The 15,819-nt window shown below is 62.4% G+C and carries 13 protein-coding genes; 6 read left to right on the forward strand and 7 right to left on the reverse strand.

The genetic code is table 11. From position 1 onward, the window contains the following. Positions 1 to 7: 7 nt before the first annotated feature. Together ACP7C6_RS23420 and ACP7C6_RS23425 are read right to left on the reverse strand one after the other, a co-directional pair. Entirely contained in the window at positions 8 to 3,097 is a 3,090-nt protein-coding gene (locus ACP7C6_RS23420; protein WP_028618903.1) for a multidrug efflux RND transporter permease subunit, read from the reverse strand. Further along, a complete protein-coding gene (locus ACP7C6_RS23425; protein WP_068933626.1) occupies positions 3,094 to 4,260 on the reverse strand; it encodes an efflux RND transporter periplasmic adaptor subunit in 1,167 nt (388 codons plus the stop codon). The genes ACP7C6_RS23420 and ACP7C6_RS23425 overlap by 4 nt, the downstream gene beginning before the upstream one ends. Positions 4,261 to 4,477: 217 nt before the next feature. Here ACP7C6_RS23425 and ACP7C6_RS23430 point away from each other — a divergent pair, with 217 nt between their 5' ends. The 3 genes from ACP7C6_RS23430 (at position 4,478) to ACP7C6_RS23440 (ending at position 7,337) form a co-directional block, all read left to right on the forward strand. Further along, positions 4,478 to 4,711, forward strand: a complete 234-nt coding sequence (locus ACP7C6_RS23430) for a hypothetical protein (RefSeq protein ID WP_426109295.1) — start codon at positions 4,478 to 4,480, stop codon at positions 4,709 to 4,711. 164 nt (positions 4,712 to 4,875) lie between these two features. Next, a complete protein-coding gene (locus ACP7C6_RS23435; RefSeq protein WP_028618906.1) occupies positions 4,876 to 5,646 on the forward strand; it encodes a transporter substrate-binding domain-containing protein in 771 nt (256 codons plus the stop codon). 107 nt (positions 5,647 to 5,753) lie between these two features. Then, entirely contained in the window at positions 5,754 to 7,337 is a 1,584-nt protein-coding gene (locus ACP7C6_RS23440; protein WP_426109296.1) for a methyl-accepting chemotaxis protein, read from the forward strand. Here ACP7C6_RS23440 and ACP7C6_RS23445 read toward each other — a convergent pair. The 5 genes from ACP7C6_RS23445 to ACP7C6_RS23465 all read right to left on the reverse strand — a co-directional run bounded on the left by ACP7C6_RS23445 (position 7,315) and on the right by ACP7C6_RS23465 (position 11,744). Beyond that, positions 7,315 to 8,058: a YkgJ family cysteine cluster protein gene (locus ACP7C6_RS23445; RefSeq protein ID WP_028618908.1), complete on the reverse strand. Its 744-nt coding sequence runs from the start codon at positions 8,056 to 8,058 to the stop codon at positions 7,315 to 7,317. The two genes, ACP7C6_RS23440 and ACP7C6_RS23445, sit on opposite strands and share 23 nt — an antisense overlap. A gap of 107 nt (positions 8,059 to 8,165) precedes the next feature. Further along, positions 8,166 to 8,648 carry a GNAT family N-acetyltransferase gene (locus ACP7C6_RS23450; RefSeq protein ID WP_068933620.1) on the reverse strand — a complete coding sequence of 161 codons (483 nt, stop codon included), beginning with the start codon at positions 8,646 to 8,648 and terminating at the stop codon, positions 8,166 to 8,168. After that, entirely contained in the window at positions 8,645 to 9,547 is a 903-nt protein-coding gene (locus ACP7C6_RS23455; protein WP_016974976.1) for a chemotaxis protein CheV, read from the reverse strand. Before ACP7C6_RS23455 ends, ACP7C6_RS23450 begins: the two co-directional genes overlap by 4 nt. Before the next feature lie 191 nt (positions 9,548 to 9,738). Beyond that, positions 9,739 to 10,713, reverse strand: coding sequence for a 2-hydroxyacid dehydrogenase (locus ACP7C6_RS23460; protein WP_028618910.1), 975 nt, complete (start codon positions 10,711 to 10,713; stop codon positions 9,739 to 9,741). 62 nt (positions 10,714 to 10,775) lie between these two features. Then, on the reverse strand, positions 10,776 to 11,744 hold the full coding sequence (locus tag ACP7C6_RS23465) for a LysR family transcriptional regulator (protein ID WP_028618911.1): 969 nt from the start codon (positions 11,742 to 11,744) through the stop codon (positions 10,776 to 10,778). A 182-nt stretch (positions 11,745 to 11,926) separates the two neighbouring features. On the opposite strand from ACP7C6_RS23465, the gene ACP7C6_RS23470 reads away from it, so the two are divergent. From ACP7C6_RS23470 to ACP7C6_RS23480, 3 genes are read left to right on the forward strand one after another with little or no spacing between them, the layout of a single operon-like run. Continuing rightward, positions 11,927 to 13,438, forward strand: a complete 1,512-nt coding sequence (locus ACP7C6_RS23470) for an efflux transporter outer membrane subunit (protein WP_323989134.1) — start codon at positions 11,927 to 11,929, stop codon at positions 13,436 to 13,438. A gap of 10 nt (positions 13,439 to 13,448) precedes the next feature. Next, the gene (locus tag ACP7C6_RS23475) at positions 13,449 to 15,626 is read left to right on the forward strand and encodes an FUSC family protein (RefSeq protein ID WP_068933615.1); all 2,178 of its coding nucleotides are present in this window, start codon (positions 13,449 to 13,451) and stop codon (positions 15,624 to 15,626) included. Continuing rightward, the gene (locus ACP7C6_RS23480; protein WP_012722318.1) at positions 15,616 to 15,816 is read left to right on the forward strand and encodes a DUF1656 domain-containing protein; all 201 of its coding nucleotides are present in this window, start codon (positions 15,616 to 15,618) and stop codon (positions 15,814 to 15,816) included. The genes ACP7C6_RS23475 and ACP7C6_RS23480 overlap by 11 nt, the downstream gene beginning before the upstream one ends. Positions 15,817 to 15,819 lie beyond the last annotated feature (3 nt).

Genomic DNA, 15,819 nt, shown 5'->3' on the forward strand with positions numbered 1-15,819 from the left:
CCGGGCCTCAATCAGTGGTCGCCAACGCAGGCGTTGGTTTGGGCCGGTGGAAAAACTTCTCAAGGTACAAGTATATGACCGGTGTGGTGAACAGCGTCAGTGCCTGGCTCACCAGCAGGCCGCCGACCACCGCGATACCCAGCGGCTGGCGCATTTCCGCACCGGGGCCGGCGCCGAGCATCAGCGGCACCGCGCCAAGCAGGGCGGCGAGGGTGGTCATGATGATCGGCCGGAACCGCGTGACGCAGGCTTCATAGATCGCATCTTCCGGCGACAGGCCCCTGACACGCTGAGCCTCCAGGGCAAAGTCGATCATCAGGATGCCGTTCTTCTTCACGATGCCGATCAACAGCACCAGGCCGATCAGCGCCATGATCGAAAAGTCCTGCCCCATCAGTGACAGCATGATCAGCGCGCCCAACCCTGCCGAGGGCAAGGTCGAAATGATCGTCAGCGGGTGCACGAAGCTCTCGTACAGCACGCCGAGGATGATATACACCGCCACTAGCGCCGCCAGGATCAGCCACGGTTGGCTGGCCAGCGAACTCTGGAATGCCTGGGCTGCACCCTGGAAGTTGCCGATGATGGTGGTCGGCATGCCGATTTCATTCTTGGCCTGGTTGAGCATGATCACTGCATCGCCCAAGGCCACGCCCGGTGCCAGGTTGAACGACAGGTTGGCGGCCGGAAACATGCCGTCATGGCTGATCGAAAGTGGCCCCACGGTGGGCGGATCGACTTTGGCCAGGGCCGACAGCGGCACCATCTCGTTTGTCAGCGGCGAGCGCAGGTAAAAGTAGTTGAGGCTCTCGGCTTTGCCGCGTTGCTGGGTATCCAGTTCCAGCACCACTTGGTACTGGTTGATCTCGGTCTGGAATTCGTTGATCTGGCGCTGGCCGAACGCGTCGTACAGCGCCTGATCCACATCGGTGGCGGTGAGGCCAAAGCGCGCGGCGGCCTGGCGGTCGATGCTGATGTGGGTGATGCTGCCGCCCAGTTGCAGGTCGTTGGACAGGTCGCGAAACGCCGGGTTGGCGCGCAGTTTTTCGGTGAGGCGCTGGGTCCAGGTATTCAGCGTCGGGCCGTCATTGCTCTTGAGTACATACTGGTACTGGGCGCGGCTGGGGCCGGAGCTCAAGTTGATGTCCTGGCCGGCGCGCAGGTACAGGACGATGCCCGGCACCTTTGCCAGTTTCGGGCGGATACGGTCGATGAACTGGCTGGCGGACACATCGCGGTCGCCGCGGTCTTTCAAGGCGATCCAGAAACGGCCATTGGCGATGGTCTGGTTGCTGCCGGTCACACCCACTGAATGGGAAAACGCTTCCACCGCCGGGTCGGCCTTGACGATCTCGGCCAGGGCTTTGTGCTTGGCGACCATGTCCGGGTAGGACACGTCGGCCGCCGCTTCGCTGGTGCCCAGCACAAAACCGGTGTCTTGCACGGGGAAGAAGCCCTTGGGGATAAACACATAGCCGACCACGGCCAAGGCCAGGGTCACCACGAAAATTGCCGCCATGCTGCGTTGATGGGCCAGGGCACGACGCAGGTTGCGTGCATAGCCGGCCAGCAGTCGCTCGCTGAAACCGGGTTTGTCGTGGGCATGATGAGTGGGCGCGCGCATGAACAGCGCGGCGAGTGTCGGTGCCAACGTCAGCGAGACCACCACCGAAATCAGGATGGTGGAGGTGGCCGTCAAGGCGAACTCCTTGAACAGCCGCCCGACCACGCCGCCCATGAACAGCAGCGGGATAAACGCCGCCACCAGCGAGAAGCTGATGGACACCACGGTAAAGCCGATTTCACCAGCGCCTTTGATCGCCGCTTCGCGCTTGTCGAGCCCGGCTTCCAAGTGGCGGTGAATGTTTTCCACCACCACGATGGCATCGTCCACCACAAAGCCCACTGCGATGACGATCGCCACCAGCGTGAGGTTGTTCAAGCTGAAGCCCATCAGGTACATCAGCGCAAAGCTGGCGACCAGCGAAACCCCGAGCACACTGGACACAATCATCGTCGCCGACAATTGGCGCAGGAACAGCGCCATCACCGCCACCACCAGCAGGATGGCGATCAGCAACGTCACTTCCACTTCATGCAGGGAGGCGCGGATGGTCTTGGTGCGGTCGGTCAACACGCTGACCTGCACCGACGCTGGCAGCATCGCTTGCAGGCGCGGCAGCTCGGCTTGAATGCGGTCCACGGTCTCGACGATGTTCGCGCCCGGCTGACGCGAAATCACCAGGTTGACCCCGGGTGTGTCGCCGGACCAGGCCTGTACGTAGGCGTTTTCCGAACCGTTGATGACCTTGGCGATATCCCGCAGTTGAACCGGTGCGCCGTCCTTGTAGGACACGATCAGCTGCGCGTAGTCCTCCGGGTGGAACAACTGGTCGTTGGTCGACAGGGTCGACACGCTGTTCTCGCCGTAGATCGCGCCCTTGGCCAGGTTGAGGCTCGATTGCTGGATGGCCAAACGGATATCGGCCAGGGTCAGGCCGATGGCGGCGAGTTTGTCCGGCGATGCTTGGACGCGGATTGCCGGGCGCTGCTGGCCGGTGATGTTGATTTGGCCTACGCCGTCGATCTGGCTGATCTGCCGGGCCAGCAGGGTTTCCACGTAATCACTCAGTTCTGTGCTGGGCATGCTGTTGGAGCTGACGCTGAGGATCAGTACCGGGCTGTCCGCCGGGTTGACCTTCTTCCAGGTCGGCAGGCTCGGCATATCGCTGGGTAGCTTGCCGGACGCCGTGTTGATCGCCGCCTGTACTTCCTGCGCGGCAGTATCGATGCTTTTGTTCAAGGTGAATTGCAGGGTCAGCAAGCTTGAGCCCAGTGCACTGCTGGAGGTCATCTGGGTCATGCCGGGGATGGCGCTGAATTGCACCTCCAACGGCGTGGCCACGGACGAGGCCATGGTGTCCGGGCTGGCGCCGGGCAAGGTGGCAGTGACCTGGATCGTCGGAAATTCCGCTTCCGGCAGTGGGGCGATCGCCAGGCGCGGGAAGGCAATCAGCCCGAGCAGTACCAGGGCAAAGGTCAGCAGCAGGGTGGCGACCGGGTGGTCGACGCACCAGGCTGACGGCGAACGGCTCATGGCTGCACCTTGGCATCGACGGTCTGAATGACTTGCGGCGGCTCCTTGAGTATTTCCACCTGCGCACCCGCCTTGAGCCGTGACTGGCCATCGCTGACCAGCACATCGCCGGCCTGTACGCCCTTGATGATGTTCACGTCGCTGTCCTGGTAGGTGACCTGCACCGGCACCACGTCGACCTTGTCACCGTTGACCCTGTACACAAAATGCGAGTCCAGGCCGCGTTGCACGACGGTCGGTGGCACCACCAAGGCGTTTTTGTCGAGGGCGGTCTGGATCTTGATGGTCACCAGTTGCCCAGGCCACAGGCGCTGCGAGGCGTTGTTGAATTCGGCCTTGGCGCGCAGGGTGCCCGTGGTGGAGCTGATCTGATTGTCGATCAGGCTCAGGTGACCTTCGCCGAGCAAGTCGCCGGTCTGGCCATCGGTGTCGGCGCCCAGGTAGGCATCGACGCTGGCTTTTGTGGGCGCCGCGATCAGGCCCTGCAAGGTGGGCAGCATTTGTTGCGGCAGGGAGAACTCGACGGCAATCGGGTCGATCTGGGTCACGGAAAACAGGCCCTGGGTATCGGCGGTGCGCAAGAAGTTGCCTTCATCCACGGTGCGAATACCGACGCGTCCGCTGACCGGCGAGCGAATCTGAGTGTAGGAAAGTTGTACCTGAGCTGAATCGATTGCGGCCTGGTTGCCTTGGGCAGTGGCCTTGAGCTGGTTGACCAGGGCTTGTTGCTGGTCATAAGTCTGCTTGGACACGCCGTCGTCGACGCTCAACTCCTTGTAGCGCTTGAGGTTGACCAGCGCCACCTGCAACTGCGCCTGGCTTTCGCCCAGTTGGGCCTTGGCCTGGTCCAGGCTGGCACGGATCGAGCGGTCATCGATGGTCGCCAGCAGGTCACCGGCCTTGACCAGCTGGCCTTCCTTGACCAGTAATTTAGTCAGGATGCCGTCCACTTGCGGGCGAATCACCACACTGTGTAGCGACAACACTGAGCCGATCCCGCTGACAAAGCGCGGAATGTCCTGCTGCGCCACGCTCACCACCCGCACCGGAATCGCGGTGGGTGCCGCCAGTTTGGACTTGGCCGGTCGGGTCAGTGCCCAGGTTGCAACGGCCAACACCACGAGGACCCCCACGATCAGGGCGGTTTTTCGTTGAATGTGCATCGACGGACACCAGAGGCGCAGTTGCACGTTTCAAGCTGCAAGCTGCAAGTTGAGGTTTGGATAAAAGCTTTATAGCGCGGCGACCCGGTCAGGATCGTGACGTCAAACTGACAGCCATGACAGCTAGTGCTTTAAACTTGCCGCTTGAAGCTTACCGCTTGGCCCTCCGGCCCCGCTATACTCGCGCTTTTACACCAATACCCGCGCCGGAGCCCTTATGACTTCCCCGACACAACCCCCTGTTGAAGCGGCCGACCTTGTCGCTCCGGCCAGCGCCGAAGGCGTTGAAAAAGCCGAGATCCCGGCGTTCAAGTTTCCCTTCAAGCCGGGTGAACTGGCTGCGGCCAAGAATGCCGCCCAGCCTTGGTACAAGAATGGAGCCAAAAACGGCCACACCAAGTCCCCGGGCATGGCCCCGCCGGGCACCCGTCGCTCAATGGGTAAACGTTAAGATTAATCGGTTGTAATATTTGGCGGATGTTGCCTACAGCTCCCGTCGATGTTTCTGCTTGTAGGCATGCGACCGTTTCTTGAAAGCTTGCACAGCTTCCGCTCTGCCCTGGTTTCGTATCGGGCCTGAGCGGAGGGTGCTCTTTCCGGAAAAGGACGTTTCCCGTGGCCCTGATACACCTTTGTGTAGCGCTTGTCCTATTGCTCGCAGTGGATGCCGTCGCAGGCATTGATCAACCACGGCGCGAAATCCGTTTTGCGGTTGCCGCATTGTTCCCTCCCTTCCAGAGTCGCGATCCGCAAGGGCAACTGGTCGGCATGCACATCGAGCTCGGTAATGCCCTGTGCCAGCAATTGAATGTGCGCTGTACCTGGATCGATCAGGTGCTGGTCGAAAACTTCAACGACCTTGACGCCCGGAAATTCGATGCAATTATGGGCATTGCCTCCACACCTCAGCGGCGCCGCCGGGTGAGTTTCACCGATAACCTCTACCCGTTCACCACGCGCCTCGTTGCGCACCGGTCCTCGGGCCTCATGCCGACTACAACGTCACTCAAAGGCAAGCGTGTCGGCGTTTTGCTAGGGAGTAATCGCGAAGCCTTTGCCTTGTCTCAGTGGGCTCGCGAAGGTGTGATCATCAGGAGTTTTTGGCTCAACGACGAACTGGTCCGTAGCCTAGTGGCAGGCCATATCGATGCGACACTGCAGGGCTCCGTGGAAATCCGCAACGTACTGCTCGACACCGCTGCCGGCGCAGATTTCGACTTCCTGGGCCCTGCTGTTTCCGCTGAGCTACTGGGCGACGGCATCGCGATCGCATTGCGCAACACGGACACTGCGTTGCGTACTGAACTCAACCGCGCCCTCGAACAGCTCAAGCACAATGGTGAGTACCAACGGATCCTTGCGCCTTATCGATTGGACCCACAATGATGGCCAATTAATTGCGCGGAACATGAGCTGGATCAGTATTTGCCCCTCCGGTGCGCTTAGAGTCGACGCCCTGCCGACTCCTCCAACAATCACGAGCGCGCTTCTCCATGAAGATCAATCTGCCGGTCACCGGTCGGAATGTGGACTTTGCTCCCGACGCCAATATCCTTTCGACCACCGACCTGACCAGCGCGATTACCTACGCCAACCAGGACTTTATCGACATCAGCGGTTACAGCCATGACGAGCTGCTGGGCATGCCGCATAACGTCCTGCGCCATCCGGATATGCCGTCCGAGGCGTTTGCCCATATGTGGCAAACCCTAAAGGGCGGGCGTTCGTGGATGGGCCTGGTGAAAAACCGTTGCAAGAACGGCGATCACTATTGGGTCAGCGCCTATGCCACGCCGGTGACCCGCGACGGAGCGACGGTGGAGTATCAATCGGTGCGTACCAAGCCGGATGCCCGCAGGATTACCCTGGCAGAGCAGGCCTACGCGCGCTTGCGAGCCGGCAAGCGTGCGACGGGGCCGGCCATCGGCATAGGCACGAAACTGGTGGCTTGGGTCGCCGTCACCTGTGGTGCGACCTTGGCATCGGGTCTTGGCCTGGCGGAATACGCGTTGGCCTGGCAATTACTCGCGCTTCTGGCGGGATCTGCGGTTGGGGCTATGGGTGTGCGGGCGATCTTGCGGCCCCTGGCCCAGTTGCAAGAACGGGCGCGCCGCATCGCCGACAATCCCCTGAGCCAGGCGATCTATACCGGACGTCGTGACGAGTGCGGGCAGATCGAGTTTGCCCTGCACATGCTCGAAGCCCAGGTGGGCGCCGTGGTGGGCCGTATCGGCGATGCCTCTCAGCGCTTGTCCGGCCATGCCGCGCAATTGGTGCGGCACCTCGACAGCAGCCACGCCAGTAGCCTGGGTCAGCAAACCCAGACCGACCAAGTGGCGGCGGCGATCCACCAGATGGCCGCCAGCGTGGCCGAAATGGCCAACCACGCGCAGCAGGCGTCCAAGGCTGCCGACCAGGCTGGCAGCGAAACCCACGAAGGCCATCAGCGCGTGGATCAAAGCCGTGATGCGGTGTTGCGCCTGTCCCAGGAATTGGCGCGTGCCACTGAGGTGATCCACCAGTTGGAAAACCACAGCGGCGAGATCAGCGGCGTGCTGGAGGTGATCCGCACGATTGCCGAGCAGACCAACTTGCTGGCGCTGAATGCTGCTATCGAAGCGGCGCGTGCGGGTGAGCAGGGGCGCGGGTTTGCCGTGGTGGCGGATGAAGTGCACGGACTGGCGCAGCGCACGCAGCAATCGACCGATGAAATCCAGCGCATGATCAGCACCCTGCAAGGCGGCGCCCGTGATGCGGTGCAGGCCATGGCCCAGAGTAGCGAGCACGTCGAAGCCAGCGTCGAACAAGCACAACGTGCCGCCGCCGCGCTGGATGGCATCAGCCAGCGCGTCACACAAATCACCGCCATGAGCCAGCAGATCGCAACGGCTGTGGAAGAACAGAGCGTGGTGAGTGAAGACATCAACCGCAATATCGTCGGCATTCGGGACGCCGGGGAGGCCACCGTCAGCGCCGGGCAGCAAAGCCAGCTCAGCTCAAGCGATGTGGCGGCGTTGGCGGAGGATCTGCGTCAATTGGCGAGAGAATTCTGGTCTAAGCCGCGCGTAACGGGATAAACGCATAGTTGGCCGGCACTTCGGTGGCAATCTGCGCCCCGGCATCCAGCACCTGCTCGGCGATGTCCAGCCCCGACACATGGAACACCCATTCATTGGCCACGGACGGCTGACTCACCGCCAACTCAATCGCCTGGGCAAATGCGCCCATGTCCGGCAAGTAAGCGGTAAAGCCATCACCCTTGAGCGCCGTGGTGCGAATACCCAGCAAGGCGCACACCGCCTCCTTGGTCTGCACATCGTCGCGGTCGGCCTGGCGCGAGCGGCGGATCAGTTCAGCCAGGTCCTGGTCCATCAGCTCACCGCCGACGATCAGCGTCGGGCCCTGTTCCCAGGATTCCGGCGGGCAATCCTTGGCGGCGGGGTTCAGCGGGATATGCGGGTTGATCTCCATCGGATAGATGCGGCACACCAACGGGCGACGTTCATAGATGCGGCACCGGTTGTCTTCGTCAAGATTCCGGCAGCGCCCGGCGTTGTAGGCGGCAAAGGTGATTGCCACAAACGCCTCGGTACTGCCGCTGGGCACCACTACCGAACGGCGCTCGGCATGTTCGCGTTGCTGCTGGGGCAGCCCCAGGCCGTTGACCAGGAAACCTTCCGCCAGAACGATGACGTTACCGCCGTCCGCCGCCCACATCCGGGCTTCTTCGAGGGTCAGGGGCACGTGGTGGTCGGAGCAGCATTTGCCGCAACCGACGCAGGAAAATTGAGTATTCATGGCGGATCTGTCACCAGGCTAGGTCAGAGGGCACGCAAGAACGGTGACGGGTTTTTACCTCTGTTCACCGATTCGCTCTCTGGAAGCAAGTAACACGCCAGTGCGTATCAGTCCTGAGCGACTACGTCGCGTAGGACAAATTTCATCCCCGCACTTTCATACAGTTGGCGGGCACGCAGGTTGCTCTCCAGCACCTTGAGGTCCACATAGGGTTCGCCGCGTTGCTTGAACGCCTGGAAGCTATGCAACAACAAGGCACGCCCCAGCCCTTGGCCTTGGGCGCAAGGATGAATGGAAAGGTTCTTGATAAAGGCGCTGGTCCAGCACTGGGCCACGCCGAGAATGCCGTCGCCGTTGCTGACCACCAGGCACAGCGTGGGATCGAACTCGGCATCGGTGGTGAACTGCTGCTGCCAGGTTTCCAGGTTGGGAACGCGACCGCCACCCTGATCCTGGGTCAGGCGCAATACGGCGTGAATCGCCGGGGCCAAGTCGTCACGGTAATGATCCAACTGCGTGCCCACCGGCCACTGCGGGGCGGGCAGGCTGCCGATAAGGTCGCGGCGCAGCAGTTGGAAATATTCGCTCACAGGCCTTTTTGCGCCACCGTTTGCGCGGCCACCACCAGGCACTTGGTCAGCTCCGGCGAAGAGAATTTGGTGAGCACTGCGTCGGCGCCGGCCAGCCGGGCTTTTTCGCTGTTCATCGCGCTGTCCAGGGAGGTGTGCAGCAGTACATAGAGGTGCTGGAAATCCGGGGTTTCGCGCAGGGTGCGGGTCAGGGCGTAGCCGTCCATTTCCGACATTTCGATGTCCGACACCACCACATTGATCTGCTCAACCGTGCCTTGCAGCTCCAGCAGCACGTCGATGGCTTCCTTGGCACTACGCGCGGTGTGGCAGGTGAGGCCAAGGTTACGCAGAGTGTGCACGGATTGCTGCAGGGCGACCTGACTGTCGTCCACCACCAGGATGCGTGCATTGCCGAGCACTTCGGCCTCTTCCATGGTCAGGTCGGTCGGCGCCGCTTCGATCGGTGCCGGGGCGATGCCGTGGATGACTTTCTCGATGTCCAGCACCTGCACCAGGCCGCCTTCCACCTGGGTGACCCCGGTGATGAACGCGCGGTTGCCCCCGGAGCCGTAGGGCGGTGGGCGAATGTCGGTGGTCAGGCAATGCACGATCTTGCTCACGGCTTGCACATGCAGGCCCTGCTTGGAGCGGCTCACGTCGGTGACGATCAGGCAGCCGCCATCAGGGTCCGCCAGGGGCATTTCGCCGAGGGCGCGGCTCAGGTCGATCACCGCCAGCGAGTTGCCGCGCAGAGTGGCGATGCCTTTGACGTGAGGATGGGACTCCGGCAGCTTGGTCAGCGGCGGGCAGGGAATGATTTCGCTGACTTTCAGCAGGTTGATCGCCATCAGCTTGCCGCTGCGCAAGGTAAAGAGCAGAAGCGAGAGTGAGTCTGCGCGGGCTTTGGTGGTGGACATAAAAACCTTCTGTGGATCAGGGATGACGATCTTCTATGGAGGGTTATCGACCTGTGCACCCAAAACTGTAGGAGCGAGCTTGCTCGCGAAAAACTCAAGGGCACCGCGTTTATCCAGGATGGGCGCGTTATCGTTGATGCTTTTTCGCGAGCAAGCTCGCTCCTACAGTGGGAACGGTCAGGCCCTTGAAGTCAGCCCTTCCACACCTGGGGGTTCACCAGGTCCTGCGGACGTTGGCCCAGCAGGGCGCTGCGCAGGTTGTCCAGGGCGCGGTTGGCCATGGCTTCGCGAGTTTCGTTCGTGGCCGAACCGATGTGCGGCAAGGTCACGGCATTGTTCAGTTGGAACAGCGGCGACTCGGCCAGTGGTTCCTGCTCATATACATCCAGCCCGGCGCCACGGATGCGCTGGTTTTGCAGGGCTTCGATCAGCGCCGGTTCGTCGACCACCGGGCCACGGGAGATGTTGATCAGGATCGCACTGGACTTCATCAACCCTAGTTCGCGGGTGCTGATCAGATGACGGGTCTTGTCGCTCAACGGCACCACCAGGCACACGAAATCTGCCTCGGCCAGCAGCTCATCCAGGCTGCGAAATTGCGCGCCCAGCTCCTGCTCCAGTGCCGGCTTGCGGCTGTTGCCGCTGTACAGGATCGGCATGTTGAAACCCAGGCGCCCTCGCCGGGCCACGGCCGCGCCGATGTTGCCCATGCCGACGATGCCGAGTGTTTTGCCATGTACATCGCAACCAAACAACGGCGCGCCGACGCTGGCTTTCCATTGGCCGGCCTTGGTCCAGGCGTCCAGCTCGGCCACCCGACGGGCGCTGCTCATGAGCAAAGCAAAGGCCAGGTCGGCGGTGCTTTCGGTGAGCACGTCGGGGGTGTTGGTGAGCATGATCCCGCGTTCGTTGAAGTACGCCACATCGTAGTTGTCATAGCCCACTGACACGCTGGACACCACTTCCAGCTTGCTCGCGCCCTGCAACTGCTCGCGCCCCAGCTTACGGCCCACGCCGATCAGGCCGTGGGCGTGGGGCAGGGCTTCATTGAATTGAGCGTTGATGTCGCCCAGCTTGGGGTTGGGCGCGATCACCTCGAAGTCCTGTTGCAGGCGTTCGATCATTTCCGGGGTGACGCGGCTGAAGGCGAGGACAGTCTTTTTCATTGCAGGCGGGCTCATCGACTACGGAAGAATGCCAAGCACGCTAACATTCCTGCTGCCGCTTGTCAGTTGGCCATCCGCGCGCCGCTGAGGCTGCCACTCAACTCATACGCCACCAGTTCCGCCTGGTGCGCTGCCAGAATCTCCGGCAGCGAGCCGCGCAGGTATTCCACCCAGGTCTTGATCTTCGCATCCAGGTATTGGCGCGACGGGTAGATGGCGTACAGGTTCAGTTCCTGGGAACGGTAGTTGGGCATCACTCGCACCAGGGTGCCGTTGCGCAGGCCTTCGATGGCCGCGTACACAGGCAACAGGCCGACGCCCATGCCGCTGGTGATCGCGGTTTTCATCGCGTCGGCCGAGTTCACCAGGAACGGCGAGGTGTTGATCGCCACGCTTTCCTGGCCTTCTGGGCCGTTGAAGGTCCATTTATCCAACTGGATCACCGGGCTGACCAGGCGCAGGCAGGCGTGGTTGAGCAAGTCCTGTGGGCGCTGCGCGCAACCTTTGGCCTTGACGTAATCCGGCGAGGCGCAGGCGATGCTGTAGGTGATGCCCAGGCGCTGGGACACGAAGCCTGAGTCCGGTAGCTCGCTGGCCAGTACGATGGACACGTCGTAGCCCTCATCGAGCAGGTCCGGCACGCGGTTGGCCAGGGTCAGGTCGAAGGTCACGTCCGGGTGGGTACGGCGGTAGCGCGCAATCGCATCAATGACGAAGTGCTGGCCGATACCGGTCATGGTGTGCACTTTCAACTGCCCCGCGGGGCGCGCGTGGGCGTCACTGGCTTCGGCCTCGGCTTCCTCGACATAGGCCAGGATCTGTTCGCAGCGCAGCAGATAGCGTTTACCGGCCTCGGTCAGCGCGATGCGTCGGGTGGTGCGGTTGAGCAAGCGGGTTTGCAGATGGGCCTCAAGGTTGGAGACCGCGCGCGACACATTGGCCGTGGTGGTATCCAGTTGCACGGCGGCGGCGGTGAAGCTGCCGGCTTCGGCCACGCAACTGAAGGCGCGCATGTTTTGCAAAGTGTCCATGGAGTGTTCTCAGGGGAGATAACAAATTGTGACAGAAAGTTACGCCGTCCAGTGATCCCTACCAACGGATTATCGCCTGAACGGTAACAAAGATTCACAGGAATACCAGCTTATCGTCGTTCATGCCGCCGCCTAGAATTGCGCCACCTTTCCCGCTCCACCCTCTCAGGAATACGCTTGCCGTGCCGCGTCGCATCAGCAGAGAGCTTAAGACTCTCAGTGTTTGGGCTTTATCGTTAGCAATCAGCGGCTGCATCGGAACCGGAGGAATCGCCCCACAAGGCCAGTCTCTCGACGCCAACCACCTGGCTACCGACGAAGCCATCCAGAGCGCCGCCCAGGACGCCCGCTGGCCCACCGAGCAATGGTGGCAAGCCTACGGCGACCCGCAACTGAACCGCTGGGTCGACTTGGCCACGCAGCATAGCCCGAGCCTGGCCATGGCCGCCGCGCGAGTGCGTGAGGCGCGGGCCATGGCCGGGATTGCCGAGTCGGCCGAGTCGCTGCAGATCAACAGCGACACCACCCTCAAGCGCCACAACTGGCCGAAGGATCAGTTCTATGGTCCCGGCGAGCTGAGCGGAGCCAACACCTGGGACAACAATGCCTCCCTGGGCCTGAGCTACGCCCTCGACTTGTGGGGCCGCGAAAGCAATGCCACCGAACGTGCCGTCGACCTGGCGCACATGAGCGCCGCCGAAGCGCGCCAGGCTCAACTCGAATTGCAGAACAACGTGGTGCGCGCCTATATCCAGTTGTCGTTGCATTACGCCAACCGCGATATCGTCGCGGCGACCCTGGCGCAACAGCAGCAGATCCTCGACCTGGCCAACAAGCGCTTGAACGCTGGGATCGGCACCCAGTTCGATGTCAGCCAGGCCGAAACCCCATTGCCGGAAACCCATCGGCAACTGGACGCCCTCGACGAAGAGATCGCCCTGAGCCGTAACCAGTTGGCGGCCCTGGCGGGCAAAGGCCCGGGGGAAGGCGCGCAGTTGCAACGCCCGAGCCTGTCCCTGGGCGCGCCGTTGAAGTTGCCGTCGAGCCTGCCCGCGCAGTTGCTCGGTCAACGCCCGGACGTGGTCGCCAGCCGCTGGCAAGTCGCGGCCCAGGCCCGTGGCATCGATGTGGCCCACGCCGGTTTCTACCCCAACGTCGATCTGGTCGGCAGCCTCGGCTACATGGCCACCGGTGGCGGCATGCTGGAATTCCTGGCGGGCAAGAAATTCAACTACACCGTGGGACCTGCGATCACCTTGCCGATCTTCGACGGCGGCCGCCTGCGTGCGGAACTGGGCGAAGCCAGCGCCGGTTATGACATCGCCGTCGCCCAGTACAACCAGACCCTGGTCAATGCGCTCAAGGGCATCAGCGACCAACTGATCCGCCGCGAATCGATGGACAAGCAAGCCGCCTTCGCCGCGCAGTCGGTGGCCTCGGCGCAGAAGACCTACGACATCGCGATGATCGCCTATCAACGTGGCCTCACCGATTACCTGAATGTCCTGAATGCGCAGACCTTGCTGTTTCATCAGCAACAGATCGAGCAACAGGTACAAGCGGCTCGCCTGAGCGCCCACGCCGAACTGGTGACGGCCCTGGGCGGCGGCCTCGGCGCCGGCAACGATGTGCCGCAAGACGCCAAGACCCTCCCGAGCAAGACCCCGGCGGCGCTGGCCGTGTTTGATCACTGAGTAGGATCTGATGACTCCCTTGCCTGCACCGCTGCGCTGGCTGCATTCCCTTGAGTGGCGCCGTGGCTTTTTCGACTGGGCACGCAGCGACGGCGTGACCTGGGTGTATATCTTCAAGGTGCTGATCGCCGCGTTCCTCACGCTGTGGCTGGCCATGCGCCTGGAACTGCCGCAACCGCGCACGGCGATGATCACGGTATTTATCGTGATGCAGCCGCAAAGCGGTCAGGTGTTCGCCAAGAGCTTCTATCGCTTCCTCGGCACCCTGGCGGGGTCGGCGGTGATGGTGGTGTTGATTGCCCTGTTTGCGCAGAACACCGAGTTGTTCCTTGGCGCGCTGGCGATCTGGGTGGGCATCTGCACCGCTGGCGCGACGCGCAATCGCAACTTCCGCGCCTACGGGTTTGTACTTGCCGGCTACACGGCGGCGATGGTCGGTTTGCCGGCCCTGGCGCATCCGGACGGCGCTTTCATGGCGGCGGTGTGGCGGGTGCTGGAAATTTCCCTGGGGATTCTGTGTTCCACCCTGGTCAGCGCCGCGATCCTGCCGCAAACCTCCAGCGCCGCCATGCGCAACGCGTTGTACCAGCGCTTTGGCGTGTTTGCGCTGTTCGTCACCGATGGCCTGCGTGGGCGCAGCCAGCGCGAAGGTTTCGAGGCCAGCAATGTGCGTTTTATCGCCGAAGCGGTGGGCCTGGAAGGGCTGCGCAGTGTGACGGTGTTTGAAGACCCACACATGCGTCGGCGCAACGGCCGGCTCAGTCGCCTCAACAGCGAATTCATGAGCATCACCACACGCTTCAATGCCTTGCACCAGTTGCTGGAGCGCTTGCGCACCGATGAAGCGGACCATGTGGTCGCGGCTATCAAGCCTGGGCTGCAAGACCTTGCTGAAGTGCTCGACGGCTTCTCCGGCCGTGCGCTCACCAGCCCGGACGCGGCACGCTTGGTCAGCCAGCTCAGCGCTTACAAGGACGGCCTGCCCGCCAAGGTCCGCAGCTTGCGGGCGGCTTTCCAGGAAGAGAACCCCAGTGAAGCCGAACAACTGGATTTCCACACCGCCTACGAGCTTCTTTACCGTTTTGTCGACGACCTGCATAACTACGCGCAAACCCACGCTTCCCTGGCGGATCACAGCCATGCGCGCGAGCAGTGGGACGAAACCTTCATCCCCAAGACCAACTGGCTGGCCTGCGCCGCCTCGGGAATTCGCGCGTCATTCATCCTGATCGTATTAGGCAGCTATTGGGTGGCTACCGCCTGGCCCAGCGGCGCGACCATGACCCTGATCGCCGCTGCTACCGTGGGCTTGTCCGCCGCCACGCCGAACCCAAAACGCATGGCGTTCCAGATGGCGTGCGGCACCTTGATCGGGGCCTTAGTGGGCTTTGTCGAAATGTTCTTCGTGTTCCCCTGGATCGACGGTTTCCCGCTGCTGTGCGTGATGCTTGCGCCGGTGATCATCTTTGGCGCATTCCTCGCTTCGCGCCCGCAATACGCGGGTGTCGGCGTGGGGCTGCTGATCTTCTTCAGCACCGGCTCGGTGCCGGACAACCTGACGATCTACAACCCCTACACCTTCATCAACGACTACATCGCCATGGTCATCGGCATGCTGGTGTGCGCGGCGGCGGGGGCGATCATCCTGCCGCCCAACAGCCGCTGGCTGTGGCGCCGGTTGGAGCAGGACCTGCGCGAGCAAGTGGTATACGCGATCAGCGGCAAGCTCAAGGGCCTGGCGTCGAGTTTCGAAAGCCGTACCCGCGACCTGCTGCACCAGGCCTACGGCCTCGCGGTCGGCCAGCCGCAAGTACAGCGCGACCTGTTGCGCTGGATGTTCGTGGTGCTGGAAGTCGGCCACGCGATCATCGAGTTGCGCAAGGAGCAGGCGATTCTGCCGGTGCATCCGGCCTATGCCGAGTCCCAGCCGTGGCGCCAGGCCATCCGCGTGATGGGCCGCTCGCTGGTGCGGCTGTTCCTGCAACCCAGCGCGAGCAACCTGGAGCGCGGCCTGATCGCCGTCGACCATGCGATCAGCCGCGTGCAGGCCACCGATGAACCCTTCGCCCCGCACTTCGACACCTCGGCCCTGCGCCGGGTGAAAAGCTACCTGCACTTTATCCGCACCTCGTTGCTGGACCCGCAATCGCCGCTGGCCGCCCTTAAAGGATCCCCGCATGCCCCGTGAAATCGCCTTCCATGGCGTGTACATGCCAACCATGACCCTGATGTTCCTGATCGCGGCCGTGTTGGCCTGGGCGCTTGATCGCTTCCTGGCCGGGTTCGACCTGTACCGTTTTTTCTGGCACCCGGCGTTGCTACGCCTGAGCCTGTTTGTTTGCCTGTTCGGCGCCCTGGCGCTGACCGTCTACCGTTGAGAA

The sequence above is a fragment of the Pseudomonas sp. TWR1-1-4 genome (assembly GCF_049897165.1).
GTDB classification, from domain to species: domain Bacteria; phylum Pseudomonadota; class Gammaproteobacteria; order Pseudomonadales; family Pseudomonadaceae; genus Aquipseudomonas; species Aquipseudomonas canadensis.